This is a genomic window from Pseudomonas flavescens (genome assembly GCF_013408425.1).
GTDB lineage: Bacteria > Pseudomonadota > Gammaproteobacteria > Pseudomonadales > Pseudomonadaceae > Aquipseudomonas > Aquipseudomonas fulva_A.
On the sequence record NZ_JACBYV010000001.1, the window covers coordinates 2,295,602 to 2,313,388 of the forward strand.

20 protein-coding genes and 1 riboswitch are annotated in these 17,787 nt (G+C 64.8%); of the genes, 2 read left to right on the forward strand and 18 right to left on the reverse strand.

Annotation, left to right across the window (positions count from 1 at the left end):
- Positions 1–69: 69 nt before the first annotated feature.
- The 4 genes from FHR27_RS10105 to dapA form a co-directional block, all read right to left on the reverse strand.
- The gene (locus FHR27_RS10105; protein ID WP_179538500.1) at positions 70–999 is read right to left on the reverse strand and encodes a D-2-hydroxyacid dehydrogenase; all 930 of its coding nucleotides are present in this window, start codon (positions 997–999) and stop codon (positions 70–72) included.
- An 11-nt stretch (positions 1,000–1,010) separates the two neighbouring features.
- Entirely contained in the window at positions 1,011–1,304 is a 294-nt protein-coding gene (locus FHR27_RS10110) for a YcgL domain-containing protein (protein WP_179538501.1), read from the reverse strand.
- Complete coding sequence (gene rnd / locus FHR27_RS10115) at positions 1,301–2,434, reverse strand: ribonuclease D (RefSeq protein ID WP_042555754.1); 1,134 nt, start codon at positions 2,432–2,434, stop codon at positions 1,301–1,303. Before rnd ends, FHR27_RS10110 begins: the two co-directional genes overlap by 4 nt.
- A gap of 61 nt (positions 2,435–2,495) precedes the next feature.
- Positions 2,496–3,350 carry a 4-hydroxy-tetrahydrodipicolinate synthase gene (gene dapA, locus FHR27_RS10120; protein WP_042555753.1) on the reverse strand — a complete coding sequence of 285 codons (855 nt, stop codon included), beginning with the start codon at positions 3,348–3,350 and terminating at the stop codon, positions 2,496–2,498.
- A gap of 521 nt (positions 3,351–3,871) precedes the next feature.
- On the opposite strand from dapA, the gene FHR27_RS10125 reads away from it, so the two are divergent.
- A complete protein-coding gene (locus FHR27_RS10125) occupies positions 3,872–4,351 on the forward strand; it encodes a hypothetical protein (RefSeq protein ID WP_042555752.1) in 480 nt (159 codons plus the stop codon).
- Positions 4,352–4,511: 160 nt separating this feature from the next.
- Positions 4,512–5,801 carry an OmpP1/FadL family transporter gene (locus tag FHR27_RS10130; RefSeq protein ID WP_042555751.1) on the forward strand — a complete coding sequence of 430 codons (1,290 nt, stop codon included), beginning with the start codon at positions 4,512–4,514 and terminating at the stop codon, positions 5,799–5,801.
- Between the two features lie 103 nt (positions 5,802–5,904).
- Here FHR27_RS10130 and FHR27_RS10135 read toward each other — a convergent pair whose 3' ends face one another.
- The 14 genes from FHR27_RS10135 to cobO form a co-directional block, all read right to left on the reverse strand.
- A complete protein-coding gene (locus FHR27_RS10135) occupies positions 5,905–6,456 on the reverse strand; it encodes a glutathione peroxidase (RefSeq protein ID WP_042555750.1) in 552 nt (183 codons plus the stop codon).
- Positions 6,457–6,484: 28 nt separating this feature from the next.
- Complete coding sequence (locus FHR27_RS26915; protein ID WP_257026877.1) at positions 6,485–6,610, reverse strand: hypothetical protein; 126 nt, start codon at positions 6,608–6,610, stop codon at positions 6,485–6,487.
- Complete coding sequence (locus FHR27_RS10140; protein WP_042555749.1) at positions 6,607–7,809, reverse strand: MFS transporter; 1,203 nt, start codon at positions 7,807–7,809, stop codon at positions 6,607–6,609. Before FHR27_RS10140 ends, FHR27_RS26915 begins: the two co-directional genes overlap by 4 nt.
- 64 nt (positions 7,810–7,873) lie before the next feature.
- Positions 7,874–8,278, reverse strand: a complete 405-nt coding sequence (locus FHR27_RS10145) for a MarR family winged helix-turn-helix transcriptional regulator (RefSeq protein WP_179540078.1) — start codon at positions 8,276–8,278, stop codon at positions 7,874–7,876.
- 149 nt (positions 8,279–8,427) lie between these two features.
- A complete protein-coding gene (locus tag FHR27_RS10150; RefSeq protein WP_179538502.1) occupies positions 8,428–9,159 on the reverse strand; it encodes an adenosylcobinamide-GDP ribazoletransferase in 732 nt (243 codons plus the stop codon).
- Positions 9,156–9,722, reverse strand: a complete 567-nt coding sequence (gene cobC / locus FHR27_RS10155) for an alpha-ribazole phosphatase family protein (RefSeq protein WP_179538503.1) — start codon at positions 9,720–9,722, stop codon at positions 9,156–9,158. Before cobC ends, FHR27_RS10150 begins: the two co-directional genes overlap by 4 nt.
- Positions 9,719–10,774 (reverse strand): nicotinate-nucleotide--dimethylbenzimidazole phosphoribosyltransferase, encoded by a 1,056-nt coding sequence (gene cobT, locus FHR27_RS10160; protein ID WP_179538504.1) that lies wholly within the window; start codon positions 10,772–10,774, stop codon positions 9,719–9,721. Before cobT ends, cobC begins: the two co-directional genes overlap by 4 nt.
- Positions 10,771–11,292 (reverse strand): bifunctional adenosylcobinamide kinase/adenosylcobinamide-phosphate guanylyltransferase, encoded by a 522-nt coding sequence (gene cobU, locus FHR27_RS10165; protein ID WP_179538505.1) that lies wholly within the window; start codon positions 11,290–11,292, stop codon positions 10,771–10,773. The genes cobT and cobU overlap by 4 nt, the downstream gene beginning before the upstream one ends.
- Positions 11,293–12,804: a cobyric acid synthase gene (locus FHR27_RS10170; RefSeq protein ID WP_179538506.1), complete on the reverse strand. Its 1,512-nt coding sequence runs from the start codon at positions 12,802–12,804 to the stop codon at positions 11,293–11,295.
- The gene (cobD, locus tag FHR27_RS10175; protein ID WP_042555743.1) at positions 12,801–13,793 is read right to left on the reverse strand and encodes a threonine-phosphate decarboxylase CobD; all 993 of its coding nucleotides are present in this window, start codon (positions 13,791–13,793) and stop codon (positions 12,801–12,803) included. The genes FHR27_RS10170 and cobD overlap by 4 nt, the downstream gene beginning before the upstream one ends.
- Positions 13,786–14,694 (reverse strand): adenosylcobinamide-phosphate synthase CbiB, encoded by a 909-nt coding sequence (gene cbiB, locus FHR27_RS10180; protein WP_179538507.1) that lies wholly within the window; start codon positions 14,692–14,694, stop codon positions 13,786–13,788. The genes cobD and cbiB overlap by 8 nt, the downstream gene beginning before the upstream one ends.
- A gap of 12 nt (positions 14,695–14,706) precedes the next feature.
- Positions 14,707–15,372 (reverse strand): 5,6-dimethylbenzimidazole synthase, encoded by a 666-nt coding sequence (gene bluB / locus FHR27_RS10185; protein WP_042555741.1) that lies wholly within the window; start codon positions 15,370–15,372, stop codon positions 14,707–14,709.
- Positions 15,369–16,697, reverse strand: a complete 1,329-nt coding sequence (locus FHR27_RS10190; RefSeq protein WP_042555740.1) for a cobyrinate a,c-diamide synthase — start codon at positions 16,695–16,697, stop codon at positions 15,369–15,371. Before FHR27_RS10190 ends, bluB begins: the two co-directional genes overlap by 4 nt.
- Entirely contained in the window at positions 16,694–17,320 is a 627-nt protein-coding gene (gene cobO / locus FHR27_RS10195; protein ID WP_042555739.1) for a cob(I)yrinic acid a,c-diamide adenosyltransferase, read from the reverse strand. Before cobO ends, FHR27_RS10190 begins: the two co-directional genes overlap by 4 nt.
- Positions 17,321–17,466: 146 nt before the next feature.
- Positions 17,467–17,698, reverse strand: a riboswitch (cobalamin riboswitch).
- Positions 17,699–17,787 lie beyond the last annotated feature (89 nt).

Below are 17,787 nucleotides of genomic sequence, written 5' to 3' on the forward strand. Positions count from 1 at the left end.
TAACGGGCGAAAAGGCCGGCAGTCTAGGTCTGCCGACCGCACAGTACAAGCTGCACGCGGCAGCGTGGCTCAATAGCCTCGGGAAAAATCCACCAGCCCGTGCAGGGCGCTGCCGGCTCGATAACGCTGCAGGTTGCTGACGAACAGCTCGACCAGCAGCGGTGGCAGGCTCGGCGCAGCGCTGTGACCGGTGAGCAACAGGTTGTCGGCGGTCCAGAACGGGTGCCCGGTGGGCAACGGCTCTTCACGGCAGACATCGATCACCGCCGCAGCCAGTTGCCCACGGGCAAGCGCCGCGACCAGATCCTCATCGACCACCGAGGTACCGCGTCCGGCATTGATCAATACCGCCGATGGTTTGAAGCATGCCAGCAAGGCCGCATCGTAAATGTCCCGGGTGGCCGGCGTGTTGGGCAGCAGGTTGATCACGTAATCGGCCTCGGCGACCAGACGCGGCAGCGCCTCGACAGACGCCACTTCACTGAATGGCGCCAGTGTCCGCGCGCTACTGGCGACCCCGGTCAGTACGACGTTGAACGGCTGCAGGAAGCGAGCAACCGCCAGGCCGATTTCGCCGGTACCGACGATCAGCACCTTGCACCCAGCCAGGCTGCCCGGCAGGCGACCATCCCAACGCCGCTCGCGCTGCGCCTGCAGGCGGGCGAAGAGTTCGCGCTGGTGGGCGAGCATGTGACAGAGCACGTACTCGGCCATCACCTGGCCGAAAACCCCGACCGCGCGAGTCAGTCGATAATCCCGTGGCAAGTCCTCCGCCAGCAGCGGCGTGATACCGGCCCAGGTCGACTGCACCCAGTCCGGCTTGTGGCCGGCGCGGATCAGTTCGGCGAACAGATGCGGCTCACCCAGCCAGACCTGACAACTACCCGCCTGTGCCGCCAGCTCGGGGCCATCGCCAGCGATCAGCTCGAGCTCCGGCTGGGCCCTCTGCAGCAATTCGCGGTACAGAACGTGATCGTTCTCGGCAATCAGTACACGCATTTCGGCCTACCTCAGACAGGGTCGTTGCGACGTAACAGCTCTTCCGGCAGATGCTCGATGTAATCCTCTTCCGGTGGCGGCATCTGCAGGTGATAACCCTGGCTATCGAGGTTCTCCAGCACCTTGTGGATGTCTTCGCGTGCGAGGGTGCGCTCAGGCGTCAGCACCATGTCGAAGGCAAGGACGGGTGGCCCGAAGGCGCTCAGCAGATTCTCGGGAACCTGTTTCAGCGCATCGGCACGCAGTACGTAGAGGTACATGCCATCCTTGCGGGGGCTCTTGTAGATGGAGCAGATAAGTTTCAAGCGGACTCTCCTCGAGCGGCCAGGCAATCGAGCAACGCCTGGCCCATCAGCTCACGGCGCCAGCCGCGCAGGCTGTCGGGCAGGCGGTAGGGACCATCCGGGTAACCGCTCTTGAGCAGGGCCTCGAGGGTCTTCTTGCGCAGCATCAGTTCCGGGGCGATATCCAGACGTTCGCCTTCACGCTGGCCAATGGCTCGCAGCTTCTTGAGCAGCGCCGTGGACTCCAGCGGCAGCGGTTCCGGCATGGCCGGCGGCCACTCGCTCTGAGGTAGCGCGGCGGCATCGCGGATCATCTGCAGGATGGTCTCGCCGTCCTGGCGCACGGTCTTCGGGTGCATGTCCTCGATGCGTGCCAGGCTGACCAGATCGCTCGGCTGCTGGCGAGCCAGCGGCCACAGCGAGTGCTCACGCAGGATTCGGTTGCGCGGCTGATTGCGTGCCCGCGCCTGGCGCTCGCGCCAGATGCACAGCACGCGCAGCACGGCCAGTTGGGCACGCGACAGCTTCCATGCCAATTTGGCTTCGCGGTACGCCTCTTCAGCGGGAATCTCGCGACCCAGACCGGCGACCAGCTCGGCACCGTCCTCGAGAATCCAGGCATTCTTCTCGGCAGAGAGTTTGTCCTGCAGGCGGCGATAGAGCTCGGCCAGATGCACCACGTCCTCGGCAGCGTAACTGACCTGCGTGTCGGACAGCGGACGCTGCAGCCAGTCCGAACGGGTCTCGCCCTTGGGCAGTTCGATGCCCAGCACCGCCTGCACCAGCCGCGAATAGCCCATGGAGAAACCCAGATTGAGGTAACCGGCGGCCAGTTGCGAATCGAACAGCGGCGCGGGCAGGCTGCCGGTCAGGCGCAGGAGCACTTCCAGGTCCTCGCTGCAGGCGTGCACCACCTTGATGACCTGAGGATCCTCGAGCAACGCAGCGAACGGCGACCAGTCGTCGATCTGCAGCGGGTCGATCAGATAGGCCTGCTCGCCCTCGCTGACCTGCAGAAGGCCGGCAATCGGGTAAAAGGTATCGACGCGCATGAACTCGGTGTCCAGCGCCAGAAATGGCTGTTTGCGCCAGGCAGAGCAGTGCTCCGCCAGGCTGGCGTTGTCTCGAATCCAGGCAATTTCGATGCTCACGCGGCTCTCCCGTAAAGATTGCCGCGCAGTATATCCCGTGAGCCTCTGCCGTGTTGCACGCTCACAGCAGTTCACTGCGCATGCGCTCACGCAATCCGTCCGAACAGCGCAGCATGGGCTCACGCAACTCGTCGGCGATCAACCCCTGCATGGCCAGCAAGCTTTTCACCGGCGCCGGGTTGGGCTCGACGAAGGCCAGCCGGATCAGCGGCAACAACTGGCGAAACAGTGCGCGACCGGCCTGCAGATCGCCCTGTTGCAGATGCGCCACCACCTGCACGAAGTCGGCGGTACGGATATGCGCTGCCGCAGAAATGGCGCCACTCCCCCCGAGACACAGGGTGGCGAATATCTGCTCGTCTTCGCCGGTGAGCACGTCGAGCAATCCATCCTCGATCAGCATCTGAGTCTTGCGCACGTCACCGCCACAATCCTTGATCGCCATTATTCGCGGATGCCTGGCGAGCTGGCGGATGGTTTCCAGCTCCATGCTGACGGCGCTGCGGTAAGGAATGTCGTAAAGGATGATCGGCAACCGCGAAGCGTCGGCGATGGCCTCGAAGAATGCCAGCAGCCCCTGCTGCGACGGTCTGATGTAATAAGGTGCCGGCACCAGCAACCCCGCCAGCGGGCGGCCCTGGATGCGCTGCAAGCGGGCCAGTACCGCAGTCTGATTGTTGCCACTGAGCCCCATCACCACGCGGCTGGCAGGCACCACTTCGAGCACGGCGTCGAGCACCGCCAACTGTTCCTGCTCATCCAGCGCCGCCGCTTCGCCACTGGTACCGCAGACCACCAGACCTGCCGCGCCAGCATCCAGCAGATGCACGGCCAGCGAACGCAAGGCCGGTAGATCCACCTGACCATCGCGAAACGGCGTGACCAGGGCGACCCAGATTCCGGAAAATGTAGACATGCATGCAACTCCTCGGTGTAGACCGTGTGGTCACCGTCGATGGAGTGCGGGAAGGGAGTCTGACGAAGGGATGCTTCGACCTCGCGCCTCTGTCCTGTCAGCCCATCTGACGGGACAGCGCGCCCCGGTCAAATGAGCGACTGTTTCTTCGACTTACCAGCTTCCAGACAAACGTTCTGCGACGCAGCGGCGGGGCTGCGGACAGAAGGCATGGGCTGGAAGATGGAGAACATGTAATGCTCGGGCAAGACGACTAGAGGTCGATATTGCCGAACGCAGCGCAATGGTGTCAATACAGCTCGCTACAGTTCCAATTCGGCATATGCAGGCTGGTGTAAATCCTCAATCGATTTAAAAACAGCTCTTTACGGTATGAATATCCCACTAAGCTTGAATTTGAGCAGCTAACCCCTGCTTCCGGTGGGATTTACGGTCGGTGGGTCGCGTCGAAAAGCCACCACCAGATCAAGACGACGTTGCCAGCGCCCTCCTCCACCGGCCATTTCTGCGTAGAGGCTCGTATGGGAATCGCTGCCTGTGATCTGAACCAGCAGGTCATCCGCCCCACCCTGCTGTATCTGGATAAACAATCCATCGCCGCCGAAGCGCTACTGCTGGGCGTCGCCGCTTGCCAGTCATCTCTGGGCGCAGCGCTGGACAACCACAGCGGTTACGGCCTGTACCGGATCTCGGCATACCACCACCAGCACCTCTGGGATGATCACCTGGCTGGCGACCCCGAACTGGCCAGCCGGGTACGAGGTCTGGCCAGCCAGCATGCCTTTCTTGGCGCGCCACACCTGGAGCTGACCGTCAATTTGCGCTATGCCACCGCCATTGCCTGGTTGCTCATCGAAAGCCATGGCAAGGCATTACCCATCGCCGACGACCTCGGTGCGCAGGCGCTGATCTGGCAGCAGGTCTTCGCGCCCCATCGCAAGCCGGACGAATTCGTTTCAGCCTGGCAGCGCTGCATTTTCGGACGGTCGGTTGCAGCCTGAGCAACTGACTACCGGGTCACGGGTGCCAAGCACCGCAAGGCTCTATATCCTGCCCGAACGGACAGCTTCACCTCGACGGATCGTGTTTAACCCTGAACTTTCCGAATTGACGTTGAGTCAGCAAAGCGAGAGTTCCCCCGACCCTGCCAAGGAGCACCCCGTGAGTACAAGAATCCTAAGAACCGGTCTGGCAATCGCCATCGCATCCACCTCCAGCTACAGCTTGGCCAGTGGCTTTGCGCTCAACGAGCAAAGCGTCTCGGGCATGGGCATGTCGTTCGCTGGCCGCTCGTCGTCGGCGGAAGACGCCAGCACCGTGTTCGGCAACCCGGCTGGCATGGCGCGAATCAAGCGCGAACAGGTCAATTTCGGTGTGGCGGCCATCCATGCCAAGAGCAGGATCAGCAGCAACGGCAGTACGACCGCTGCCGGCACAGCCAATGGTGGCAGTAACGATGGTGACATGGTGCCGACCACGGGCGTCCCCATGGGTTACTACGTCAAACCGCTGGATGAAAAAGTCGCTTTCGGTATCGGCGTCTACGCGCCCTTCGGCCTGGCAACCGAGTACGAGAGTGGCTTCCAGGGCCGCTACTTCGCGGACAAGAGTTATGTACGCGTCATCACGGTACAGCCGACGCTCAGCTACCGCTTCAATGACCAGTTGTCGGTCGGCTTCGGCCCCACCTTCAACCACATAGAAGGCGAACTCACTTCGTCGCTGACCAACCCGATCGGCCCTCCTGGCAGCAATGATGGCAAGGTCAAGATCAAGGGCGACGACGTGGCCGTAGGCTTCAACGTCGGTGTTCTGTACGAGTTCACGCCACAAACACGCGTAGGCCTGGCCTACCACTCGCGGGTCAAGTACGAGCTGGAAGGCGACACCCGCGTATCGGGTCCTGGGGCGGTGATCGGCACTTCCGCAGGCAAGTACGATGCCTCCCTCGACGTGACCACCCCCGAGTCCGTGGACCTGTCGATCACCCACGCCCTCAATGATGACTGGACCTTGTATGCCGGCAGCACCTGGACACGCTGGAGCCGCTTCAAGGAGATTCGCGTGGAGAACGAAGGTGTCGGTGGCCTTCTGGCCGGCGGCCTGAACACCATCGTCGAAGATCAGGACTGGCACGACACCTGGGCTCATGCGGTTGGCGTGTCTTACAAGCTGAACCCGCAATGGGTCCTGCGTACCGGTGTGGCCATCGACCAGACACCCACCAAAAACGAACATCGCTCGCCGCGCATCCCATCGGGTGACCGGACGATTTTCAGCGTCGGCGCAGGCTGGAGCCCAAGCGACGACATGACCATCGACCTGGCCTACACCTATCTCAAGGAAGAAGAAGTCGATATCAATCGCAGCAGCGCGACACGCGGCACTTACAATGCCACGTACAAGAACAGCGCCCACGGCCTGGGCGCCTCGCTGACCTACCGCTTCTGAACCGATCTCGAGCACGCACGGCCCTCGGGGCGGCGTGCTCATCAGACGATGATCGGAAACAAAAATCGCGGCTCATGCCGCGATTTTTCATTGTTGCCTCGACTCAGGGCTGTGAGGCGATCGCCTTCTCCACAGCGGCGATCAGCTCGGGGTCATCGGGCTTGGTCATGCTGGAAAACCGCGCCACCACCTGGCCCTTGCGATCGACCACGTATTTGAAGAAGTTCCAGCGTGGCGCTGCCGTCTGCGCAGCCAGTTCCTTGAACAAGGGAATGGCCTGGTCGCCGGTCACCGGCTGGGTTTCACTCATGGTGAAGGTCACGCCGTAATTCACGTAACAGACCTTGGCGGTCTCTTCGGCGTCGTCCGACTCCTGCTTGAACGAATCGGACGGTACGCCGAGAATTTCCAAGCCCTGCCCCCGGTAGCGCTGATTGAGCGCTTCCAGCCCTTCGAACTGCGAGGTGAAACCGCAGAAGCTGGCGGTATTGACCACCACCAGCGGCTTGCCGGCGAACTGCTCACACAGGTCGATCTTGTCCTTGGAGCGCAACTTGGGCAGCTCCCCCTCCAGCAGCGCCGGGCATTCGGCAGCCTGTACGGAGACATTGAACGCCAGCAGAACCAGCGGCAGAGCAAACAGTCGCACGCGCATCAGGTGGTTTCCTTCTCGGTGAATCCGCTCAGCAGAGGCTCATCCCCAGCTGCATGATCGCCAGCCCACCCTGATGCCAGCCCCAGAAGATCAACGCCAGCAGCGACAGCGCTGCGGCGCCGAGGGCGGTTGCGATCCAGGGCCTGAGCGTCATGCATGGGCTCCTTGCAGGCGGGCGACGGGCTGTTCGCGAACCGGCCAGTTGAGCGCTGCGGCCAGTACGCTGAGCAGGATGGAAATCTGCCATACCAGATCATAGCTGCCCGTGTGGTCGTAGAGGTAGCCGCCCAGCCAGCCACCGAGGAAAGAACCCAGTTGGTGGAACAGAAAGACGATGCCGCCGAGCATGGACAGGTTGCGTACCCCGAACAGGGTCGCCACCGTGCCATTGGTCAGCGGTACGGTGGACAGCCACAACAGCCCCATGACGATACCGAACGCATAAGCCGTCCATACGCTCAGTGGCACCGTGATGAACAGAGCGATCACCACGCCACGGGCCAGGTACAGCGCACTGAGCAGCCGCGGCTTGGAGCGCCGCCCGCCGAGCCAACCGGCGATATAGGTACCGAACACGTTGAACAGCCCGACCAGAGCCAGCACGGTGGTGCCGACGATGGCCGGCAGGTGCTGATCGACCAGATAGGCCGGCAAGTGGACACCGATGAACACCACCTGAAACCCGCATACGAAAAAGCCCAGCGCCAGCAACCAGAAGCCGGAATGGCCGCAGGCTTCGCGCAGCGCCTCGCCAAGCGTCTGCTGAGGCCCCTGTGACACCTGCGGGCGATCCTTGACCATGGCGGCCAGCGGTGCGATCAACGCCACCATGATGCCCAGGGCAATCAGTGCCGCCGACCAACCGAGCCAGCCGATCAGACCGAGCGTACCCGGCAGCATGGCGAACTGGCCGAACGACCCCGCCGCCGCGGCGATGCCCATGGCCATGCTGCGTTTCTCCACCGGCACCGCACGGCCGACCACGCCGAGAATCACCGAGAACGACGTGCCCGACAGGCCGATGCCGATCAGCAAACCGGCACTCAGCGACAGCGATAGCGGCGAGTCCGACAGCCCCATGAAGATCAGCCCGGTCGCGTACAACAGACCGCCGACGATGATCGCCCGCTGCGCGCCGAAACGATCCGCCAGGGCACCGGTGAAGGGCTGAGCGATGCCCCAGATGAGGTTCTGCAAGGCGATGGCGAACGCGAACACACCGCGCCCCCAGCCAAAATCATCGCTCATCGGCGACAGGAAAAGACCGAACCCGTGGCGCGTGCCAAGGGACAGGGCGAGGATCAGAGAGGCTCCCAGCATCAGCCAGAAACTCGTGCGCCATACCGAACTCATTGCATGTCCTTCTGTTGTCAGGTCGAAACGCAAGCTGGGAAGAGGCGATCCACGCCCGCTCCCGTCAATCCAGGCTGGCGAGCAACTCGTCCAGCGCTTCCATGTGTTGCGGGGGCAATCGTTGCTGCAGTTGCAATTGCGCCGTCTGCCAGGCGCCCAAAGCCTGGGCGAGCAGCTGCTCACCAGACTCGCTCAACGCTACCAGGCGATTGCGCTGGTCCACGCCCCCCTGCAGCATCACCAGGCCACGCCCCTCGAGAACACGCAGGTTGCGCCCCAGGGTACTGCGTTCGAGCCCCATGGCATCGGCCAGATCGGTGATGCTCGGCTGACCGAGGCGCTGCAGATGCCGGAGCAGAGAATACTGGGCGACATTGAGGCCGACACCGCTCAGGGCGTCGTCATAGAGCTTGCTGACGCCACGGCTGGCGCGACGCAAGCGGGTGCAGAGGCATTCGGTAGGCAACATGGAATGCATGTATATACCCGCTTCTCCCGCCAAACAACCCCCGATGCAACACTTTCCGTGCGCTCTCAGGACAGGAGAACGGGCCACATGCAATGCATGCGCTGGCAAACGCGGGTATCGCCCGCTCGACCCAGCCATGGGCCAGGTGGTCAGCCCGCCACGTGCAAAGCCATCACCAGCAGCACCCCGCACTCGAGCACCTCCAGCAGCGCTCCGGCGGTGTCGCCAGTGGTGCCGCCCAGGCGCTGCTGCATCATGCGCCGCAAGCAGAAGAAAATTGCCACCGCCGCCAGCATCACCCAGATACCACCGGCCAGCAGACAGGTCAGCGACGTCACCATCAGCACCGCGATGGCGGACGACCTTGGCAGGTGCCGGGCCAACACCTCGCCCAGACCTCCCGCGCGGACATAGGGCGTGCAGAGAAACAGGGCCAACAGCGCGCCACGTCCCAGCACCGGGACCAGCAGCAGCGCGAGGTGATCACCCCGCTCGAGCAGAGTCAGCAAGGCGACGAACTTGAGCAGCAGCACCATCACCAGCACCACCACGGCGATCGGCCCGCTGCGCGGGTCCTTCATGATCGCCAGGGTGCGCTCGCGATCACCGAAACCGCCCATCCAGGCATCCGCGCTGTCGGCCAGGCCATCCAGATGCAGCGCACCGCTCAGTGCCACCCACAGGCTCAGCAACAGCGCCGCCTGTAGGGGCACCGCTGCCGCTTCGAGCAGGTGCGCGGCAGCCAGCAGCAGCAAACCGATCACCCCACCAACCAGCGGGTAGCAGAGTAGCGAGCGTCCCGTTTGCTCAGGCGTGGGCATGCCGGCCAGGCGTACCGGCAAGCGCGTGAGAAACTGCAATGCGATCCAGAAAGGTGTCATGGGATTTCCCGCACGCCCAAGCCATCGAATTGCAGGTGCACCCGCTGACCATGGGTCACACTGACCTGCAGCAGTTGCTCTCGGGGCAACCCCCGTGCCCGCGCCAGCAACAGACGCATCACCCCGCCATGGGTGACCACCAGCAACCGCCGCCCCTGATAGCTGTCCTGCAGACGCCGCACTGCATCCAGTATCCGCGCCTCGAAGTCCAGCAGTGGCTCGCCGGCGGGCGGCGTGAAGGCATAGGGATCGGCCCAGAAGCGACCAAGATCGTCGGCGTCGGTCTCCATCAACTGGGCGGCGCTACGTCCTTCCCAGTCACCGAAATGCAGCTCCTGCAAACCAGCCTCGAACTGCAACGGCAGATCGCGGGCGGCGGCCAGTTCCTCGGCGAAGCGCGCGCAGCGCTGCAGCGGCGAGCTGATCAGCGCATCCCAGTGTTCATCGGCGCGCACCGCTGACCGCAATTGTGCCCAGCCGGTCTCGGTCAGCGCGTCGTCCAGGCTGCCACGCAAGCCGCCGCCCTGTTCGGTTTCGCCGTGGCGCAAGAGATGCAGGATCACGGCGCGCGATCCGCCACTGCCGCCTCGGCGAAAGTGGCCATCTCATTGTGCAGCGCACAGGCCAGACGCAGCATCGGCACCACCAGTGCAGCCCCACTACCCTCGCCCAGGCGCAGGCCCAGGCTGACGATCGGCGTGGCCTGCAGGGCGGCGAGCAGACGCTGATGACCGGGCTCGGCGCTCTGATGAGAAAACAGCAGCCAGTCGCGACACGCCGGGTTCAGACGCACCGCCAGCAAGGCGGCGACGCTGCAGATGAAGCCGTCGACCAGCGCCACCACGCCCTGCTGGGCGCACGCCAGGTAGGCGCCGGTGAGTGCAGCGATCTCGAAACCGCCCAGACGACGCAAGGCTTCCATCGGCTCGCTGGCAGCTGCGCGGTGCAGCGCCAGGGCCGTCTCGATCACCTGTGCCTTGTGGGCCACGCCGGCAGCGGCGAGCCCGGTACCCGGCCCCACCAGCTCGGCCACCGGACAGTCCAGCAGCAGGCAGGCCAGCGCCGTGGCCGCGGTGGTATTGCCGATGCCCATCTCACCGCCAATGAACAGCTCGCGGCCATCCCGTGCAGCACGAACGACGCTGTCGCGGCCGGCCTGCAGGGCGATCAGGGCCTGGGCAGGCGTCATCGCCGCTTCGCGCATGAGGTTGGCGGTGCCAGCGCCGACCTGCAAATGGCGCACGCCTGGCAGTGGTTCGAGCGGCAGCGCGGTGCCCAGATCGGTCACTTCCAGCGATGCGTCCAACTGCCGGGCCAGCACGCTGATCGCCGCGCCGCCAGCGACGAAGTTGCGCAGCATCTGCCCGGTGACAGCCTGCGGGTAGGCCGAGACACCTTCAGCCACGACGCCGTGATCAGCGGCGAAAATGGCGATCCACACCTTGTCGACGCCCGGGCACTCACGGCCCTGCAGCCCGGCCAGGCGAATCGCCAGGCGCTCCAGTTCGCCGAGCGAACCGGCCGGTTTGGTCAACTGCCCCTGCCGCGCCTCGGCCTTGTCACGCGCCACCTGGTCCATAGGCTGGGGGGGATTGAGCCACCAGTCGAGGTTCATAACGGATCTCCCTTGAGAATCATGGGCAGGCCAGCGACCGTGAACACCACGCGCTGGCAGCGTTCGGCGATGGCCTGGTGCAGCAGGCCGGCTTCATCGACATAACGGCGGGTCAACTCGCCCATCGGCACCACGCCAAGCCCGGTTTCGTTGCTGACCAGAATCAGCCGCCCTGACAGATTCGCCAGGCAGGCCAGCAGCGCATCGCGCTCGCGTACCAGGCGTGCGTCATCTTCCAGCAGCAGCAGGTTGGTCAGCCAAAGGGTCAGGCAATCGACCAGCAGGCAGCGCTGTGCCGATGCCTGCTCGCCAAGCACCCGGGCCAGTTCCAGCGGTTCTTCGACCAACCCCCAGTGCGCCGGACGACGATCGCGATGGGAACGGATACGGACGCTCATTTCGCCATCGAGCGCCTGGCTGGTGGCGATGTATGTCACCTCGAGGCCCGACTCCTGGGCCAGGCGCTCGGCCAACCGACTCTTGCCGGAGCGAGCACCACCGAGAATCAACTCCTGCATCTATTCGCTCTCCATTGGGGCCGCCAGGCCGCATAGCGCGCGCAGGGCCGAGCGATCCAGGTGCGCTTCGACCAGATCCGCCAGGCGCTCGATATCGCGCTCGCGCAGGGCGTGGTAATCCACCTCCTGCACCTCCCCCAGGCCAGCCCAGCGCAGCAGCGCCGAACAGGCTTGCGACGACTCGAACAGGCCGTGCAGGTAAGTACCCATGACTTGGCCATCGGCGCTCAGCGCACCGTCCGCACGGCCATCATCGAGGCGAACCGCGGCGCGCTGCAGATCGGCGCCCGAGGTCACCCCGGCATGAATCTCGTAACCGCTGATAGAGGCATCCTCCAGACACAGACGCCCGCGCACATTACGTAGTTGCTTGTGGGGCTCCAGCACCGTGTCGATCTGCAAGAGTCCCAGGCCCTGGCTAGCCCCGGCGGGCCCTTCGAGTCCGTCGGGATCCTCGACGCAACGCCCGAGCATCTGCAGCCCGCCGCAGATGCCGAGCAGCTTGCCGCCATAGCGCAGGTGTCGCTCGATGGCCTCGGCCCAACCCCCGCTGCGCAGAAAGGCAAGGTCGGCGCGTACGCTCTTGGAGCCGGGCAGAATGATCAGGTCGGCGGGCGGGATCGCTTCGCCGGGGCCGACGAAGGTCAGCTCGACCTGAGGGTGCAGGCGCAGCGGGTCGAAATCGGTGTGGTTGCTGATCCGTGGCAGCACCGGAACCACCACCCGGAGCACCTGTTCGGTCTTGCTCACCTGGCGACGGTCGATGGCGTCTTCGGCCTCCAGATGGAAATCCATCAGATAGGGCAGCACGCCAAGCACCGGCTTGCCGGTGCGTTTCTCGAGCCAGTCCAGGCCAGGCTGCAGCAAGGCGATATCGCCGCGAAAGCGATTGATCACGAAGCCCTTGAGCCGTGCCTGTTCACTGGGCGAGAGCAATTCCAGGGTGCCGACCAGGTGGGCGAAGACGCCGCCCTTGTCGATATCGGCGACCAGAATCACCGGACAATCGACCGCCTCGGCAAAGCCCATGTTGGCGATGTCGTTGGCGCGCAGGTTGATCTCTGCAGGCGAGCCTGCACCTTCCACCATCACCACCTGATGAATCGCCTGCAGCCGCTGGTGGGACGCCAGCACCGCCTGGCGGGCGACCTGCTTGTAATCGTGATAGGCCACGGCATTCATGTTGCCGACGGCCTGGCCGTGGATGATCACCTGAGCGCCGGTGTCGCTGTTGGGTTTGAGCAGCACCGGGTTCATGTCGGTATGGGGCGCCAGACCGCAGGCCTGGGCTTGCACGGCCTGAGCACGGCCGATCTCGCCGCCGTCGGCGGTTACCGCACTGTTGAGTGCCATATTCTGCGGCTTGAAAGGCGCCACGCTGACGCCCTGGCGACGCAGCCAGCGGCACAGCGCGGTGACCAGGGTGCTCTTGCCGGCATCCGACGTGGTGCCTTGCACCATTAACGTAGCGCCCTGCTGAACAAGAGCGGCGTCTGATTCAGAACGGCTCATCGCGACTCCTCGGCGAATACGCTCAGCGCCCGGTCCAGGCGCTGCCAGCCTTCTTCGTCCGGCGGCAGGCCGAAACGAATGCTTGCCGGCCGCTCGAACAGCCGGGTGAAAATGCCATTGCAGGCGAGGAATTCGTGCAGCAGGGCCGCGCGCTCGCAGGCGATCCACTGGAACAGCGAGCAGCCGCCGGTGGGAGCCAGGCCATGCTCGCGCAGCAGGTCGGCCAGACGCTGGCCATCCCTGACCAGACGCTGCTGCTGCGCCTGCTGGCCAGAGCGGTCTTCGAGCAGGTGGGCACCCAGCCAGCGTGTCGGCCCGCTGAGAGTCCAGGGACCGAGCATTTCTTCCAGCTCACCTAGCAGCTTGGCGTCGGCCAGCACGAAACCCAGCCGGGCACCGGCCATGCCGAAGAACTTGCCGAACGAGCGCAGCACGATCAGCCCGGGCAGGTGACTATGAGCCGCCAGACTCTGTTCCGGGGTGCAATCGATGAAGGCCTCATCGACGATCAGCCACCCCCCTCGCTCGGCCAGGCGCGCATGCCAGGCGAACAGTTGCTGCGGCGAAAATCGCCGACCGGTAGGGTTGTTGGGATTGACCAGCAGCAGCACGTCGAGCCGCTCCAGCGCCCGGTTGACGCTCGCCTCGCAGAGCTCCAGCACCCGATGCCCTTCACGCTGCCAAGCCGCCGCATGCTCGGCATACGCTGGCGATACGATGCCCACCCGCGCCTCGCTTCGCAGCCGTGGCAGGCACTGGATGGCCGCCTGGGAGCCGGCCACTGGCAGCAGGTGGTCGACGCCGTAGTAGGCGCAGGCAGCAGCCTCCAGCCCATCATCCTGCTCGGGCAGACGCACCCAGGCCTGCTCCGGAATCGCCGGTAGGGGTAGCCCATAAGGCGCCACGCCGGTTGACAGGTCCAGCCAGTCGCTCAGGGGAATGCCGTATTGCTGGGCCGCTCGCCGCAAACGTCCGCCATGTTCAAGCAACGCACACCCCCACGATCAGCATGAGCAACAGCCACAACGAGACGCCCCCCCAGACCAGATTCATCGCCCGCTCGATGTCCCGTGCCCGGGGCTGCGGGCCCTCGCCCAGCTCGGGCCGCTGGTGCACTTGGCCATGATAGACGGCAGCACCGCCGAGGCTGACACCCAGCGCACCGGCACCAGCGGCCATCACCGGTCCGGCATTGGGGCTGTCCCACTGCGGCGCCTGGCGCTGCCAGCAACGCATTGCCGTGGTGGTGCGCCCGAGCAGCGCGTAGGTCAGCGCGACCAGGCGCGCCGGCACGTAGTTGAGCAGGTCGTCGATCTTCGCGGCGGCCCAGCCGAAGCGCTCGAAACGTTCGTTGCGGTAGCCCCACATGGCATCCAGCGTATTGCTCAGGCGGTACAGCACCACACCCGGCGCGCCAGCCACGAGAAACCAGAACAGCGCGGCGAATACCGCGTCACTGCCGTTTTCCAGCACCGACTCAGTACCGGCACGGGCCACACCGGTGGCGTCCAGGTCATCGGTGCGGCGGCTGACCATATAGCCGACCCTTTGGCGGGCCAGGGCCAGATCGCCAAGGCGCAGGGCCTGAGCCACCGGCTGAGCATGCTGATCGAGGCTGCGCAAGCCGAGGGCCGCATACAGGGCGATGATCTGCACCAGCCAGCCGATCCAGGGCACCTGCACCAGCAGCACGGTTAGCAGCGTGAGCGGCAATACCGCGAGGCACCAGGCCGTCACGCCGTGGCTACGCCAGCCGCCTCCGGACGGGTTGAAGCGCTGCTCCAGACGATTGGCCAGCTTGCCGAAACCCACCAGCGGGTGCCAACGCCTCGGTTCACCAAGCGCGGCATCCAGCGCCACGCCCACGGCAGCACTGAGGATCAGGCTCATAAACACACTGCGCTATTCATGTGGCTCCCCGTCATGTGATGCCCAGCGATCCTGAAACAGCAATTCACTCAATGGTCGCACTTCGGCCCAGCCCTCCTGGGCCAGCATCGGTACCGGGTAGAACGCCTGCACCGGCCCCAGGCACAGCACCGCCACCGGCTTGCTGCCGGCTGGCATGCCCAGCAGCTCGGCCAGTGCGAGAGGATCGAACAGCGACACCCAGCCCATGCCCAGCCCCTCGGCCCTGGCGGCGAGCCAGAGATTCTGAATGGCGCAGGACAATGACGCCATATCCATTTCTGGCAGGGTGCGCCGGCCGAAGACATGAGCGTCACGGCCGTCCATCAGCGCCGCGACCAGCAACTCGGCGCACTCACGAACGCCCTCGACCTTGAGGCGCATGAACGCGTCGGAGCGTTCGCCCAACGCCTCGGCGGTCAGCCGGCGCTCGGCTTCGACCAACTGATAGATGTCTTCACGCAGTGCTGGCCGGGTGATGCGGATGAAGCGCCAGGGCTGCATCAGCCCCACACTGGGCGCCTGGTGCGCAGCTTCGAGCAGCTTGGCGAGCAGTTCAGGCGCCACCTCGCCACCACTGAAATGACGCATATCGCGGCGCTCGGAAATGGCCCGATAGACAGCGGCACGCTCCTCGGCGCTGAAGGCGTGGTCGCTCATGGCCTGAACAATGCCGCTGCGGCCGCAGGATCGGATGGCAGGTAAAAGTGGATATAGGACGCGGTGAGCCGGCCGAGACGAAACACCGCCTCGCTGACCGGTTTGTCATTGGGGCACTCGCCGCGAGCCAGCGGCTGCAGCTCGGATTCGAGCCGCGAATGATGATAGCTGTGACCGCGCAACAGCCCTTCGGGCAACGTGACCGCCTGCAGCGCGAGGGCGACCAGGCGCTTCTGCATCTGGGCATGGCCAGGCACCAAGCCGGCCAGCTCCGCCCGTTCGCCTGCCGCGTCGCTCAGTGTGTCGAGCAGGTAGAGCATGCCACCGCACTCGGCGAGAATCGGCTTGCCAGCTCGCTGATGGGCGGTGATGGCCTCGATCATCGAACGGTTGGTGGCCAGCGCCTGCAGATGCAGCTCCGGGTAGCCGCCTGGCAGATAAAGGCTGTCCACCTCGGGCAGGCTCTGATCTGCCAGCGGACTGAAGAACGTCAGGGCCGCGCCCATGCGCTCCAGCAGATCGAGATTGGCCTGATAGGTGAACGCGAAGGATGCGTCGCGGGCCACGCCGATGCGCACGCCCTCCAGCAGCGGCAATGGCGCTGCAATCGACGGCGCAGCGAAGGTCACTGGTGGCGGCAGGGTAACCGTTGCGGTCTGTGCCAGAGCATCGGCAGCGGTATCCAGACGCACATCGAGGTCGGCGAGCTCGGCGGCCTGCACCAGGCCCAGGTGGCGGCTCGGCAATTCGATCGCGGCGCTACGCGGCAAAGAGCCGTACCAGCGGATCGAGGCTGGCAGGCTGTCGCGGATCAGATCGTTATGGCGCCCGGGATTGACGCGATTGCCGAGCACACCGGAGAACGGCAGATCCGGCTGATAGCTGGCCAGGCCGACGGCCAGTGCCCCGAAGGTCTGGGCCATGGCGGAGCCATCGATCACCCCCAGCACCGGAACCCCGAAGCGGCGGGCCAGGTCGGCGGCGGATGGCGAGCCGTCGAACAGCCCCATCACACCTTCGATGAGGATCAGGTCCGCCTCGCCAGCGGCTTCCCACAGCAGGCGGCGGCTCTCGGCCTCGCCAACCATCCACAGATCCAACTGATAAACCGGGTGGCCGCTGGCACGGGAGAGGATCATTGGATCGAGAAAGTCAGGCCCGCACTTGAACACCCGCACCCGCTTGCCCTGCCGGGTGTGCAGGCGTGCCAGGGCCGCAGTGACGGTGGTCTTGCCCTGCCCCGAGGCCGGCGCAGCGATCAACAGTGCCGGACAGTGGCGCGACGCGCGCTCACCCGCATCGGATACAGACGCTGTAACGCTCAAAACTCCACGCCTTTCTGTGCTTTCACGCCGGACTTGAAGGCATGCTTCACGAGCGTCATTTCGGTAACGGTATCCGCGGCCTCTAGCAGCGCCGGTGGCGCGCCACGGCCGGTAGCCACGACGTGCTGCAGCTCGGGGCGCGACTCGATGTCACGCAGCACCACATCCACGTCCAGGTAACCGTGCTTGAGGGCGATGTTCAGCTCGTCCAGTACCACCAGGGCGATCTGCGGGTCGTTCAGCAGTTGCCGGGCGACCTCCCAGGCCTGAACGGCCTTCTCGATGTCCCGCTGACGATCCTGGGTGTCCCAGGTGTAGCCCTCGCCCATCACGTGGTAGCTGACTTCATCGGGAAAGCGGCGGAAAAAGTGCTCCTCACCGGTGGCCATGCCGCCCTTGATGAACTGCACCACGCCGACCTTGAGACCATGCCCCAGCGCGCGGGCGACCATGCCGAAGGCCGAGCTGCTCTTGCCCTTGCCATTGCCGCTGTGCACCAGCAGCAGGCCGTACTCGTCCTGAGCCTGGGCGATCTTTTCGTCCATCAGGGCTTTCTTGCGCGCCATGCGGGCGTTGTGCCGCGCGTCGCGCTCTGCTGATTCTCGGCTTGGGGATGGGGTCATGGGATCTCCTTTGCGCGAGGCCGCGCGGCACACGCCAGTGAAACGGTCGGGCAGGAAACCGGGTTCAGGCCAGACGATGAAGGAATCACACAGGAGCAGGCAGGAGCTGACCGGGTCGGCCGCGCACCGGCCGCGCCCACCGCGCAAACCTGGAAAAGCGACAGGCCGGTCTCCGGGCTTGCGAGCACCGCACTCAGCAGAATGCGGACACCGACGCGACCTTCCCGTATCGACGATACAGTGGCGAGAAGCGTGGTTGGACTCGTTTACCGTTGCGGGGGCAGCGTCGGCCTTGCCTGCCTATTGAAACAGCGGCGCACCGACTTCCCAGTTTCACCCCCGGCCGAAACCGGGGACACCTGAAGCAAGCCGCGAAGGGTAAGGATTGGCCGCCTCAGCGTCAATCGAAGACTCAGAATCCGCCTCCCTGGCAGGCGAGCCAGAGCCACGCAGGGTCCCAGGGCGGT

Excerpts from the sequence above, each read along its gene's own strand:
- FHR27_RS10105 (WP_179538500.1), bottom strand. The coding sequence starts at position 999 with ATGCGTGTACTGATTGCCGAGAACGATCACGTTCTGTACCGCGAATTG.
- FHR27_RS26915 (WP_257026877.1), bottom strand. The coding sequence starts at position 6,610 with ATGACGCTCAGGCCCTGGATCGCAACCGCCCTCGGCGCCGCAGCGCTG.
- cbiB (WP_179538507.1), bottom strand. The coding sequence starts at position 14,694 with ATGAGCCTGATCCTCAGTGCTGCCGTGGGCGTGGCGCTGGATGCCGCG.
- dapA (WP_042555753.1), bottom strand. The coding sequence starts at position 3,350 with ATGTCTACATTTTCCGGAATCTGGGTCGCCCTGGTCACGCCGTTTCGC.
- bluB (WP_042555741.1), bottom strand. The coding sequence starts at position 15,372 with ATGAGCGACCACGCCTTCAGCGCCGAGGAGCGTGCCGCTGTCTATCGG.
- FHR27_RS10125 (WP_042555752.1), top strand. The coding sequence starts at position 3,872 with ATGGGAATCGCTGCCTGTGATCTGAACCAGCAGGTCATCCGCCCCACC.
- FHR27_RS10150 (WP_179538502.1), bottom strand. The coding sequence starts at position 9,159 with ATGACACCTTTCTGGATCGCATTGCAGTTTCTCACGCGCTTGCCGGTA.
- FHR27_RS10145 (WP_179540078.1), bottom strand. The coding sequence starts at position 8,278 with ATGTTGCCTACCGAATGCCTCTGCACCCGCTTGCGTCGCGCCAGCCGT.
- FHR27_RS10140 (WP_042555749.1), bottom strand. The coding sequence starts at position 7,809 with ATGAGTTCGGTATGGCGCACGAGTTTCTGGCTGATGCTGGGAGCCTCT.
- FHR27_RS10170 (WP_179538506.1), bottom strand. The coding sequence starts at position 12,804 with ATGAGCCGTTCTGAATCAGACGCCGCTCTTGTTCAGCAGGGCGCTACG.
- cobU (WP_179538505.1), bottom strand. The coding sequence starts at position 11,292 with ATGCAGGAGTTGATTCTCGGTGGTGCTCGCTCCGGCAAGAGTCGGTTG.
- cobO (WP_042555739.1), bottom strand. The coding sequence starts at position 17,320 with ATGACCCCATCCCCAAGCCGAGAATCAGCAGAGCGCGACGCGCGGCAC.
- cobT (WP_179538504.1), bottom strand. The coding sequence starts at position 10,774 with ATGAACCTCGACTGGTGGCTCAATCCCCCCCAGCCTATGGACCAGGTG.
- FHR27_RS10135 (WP_042555750.1), bottom strand. The coding sequence starts at position 6,456 with ATGCGCGTGCGACTGTTTGCTCTGCCGCTGGTTCTGCTGGCGTTCAAT.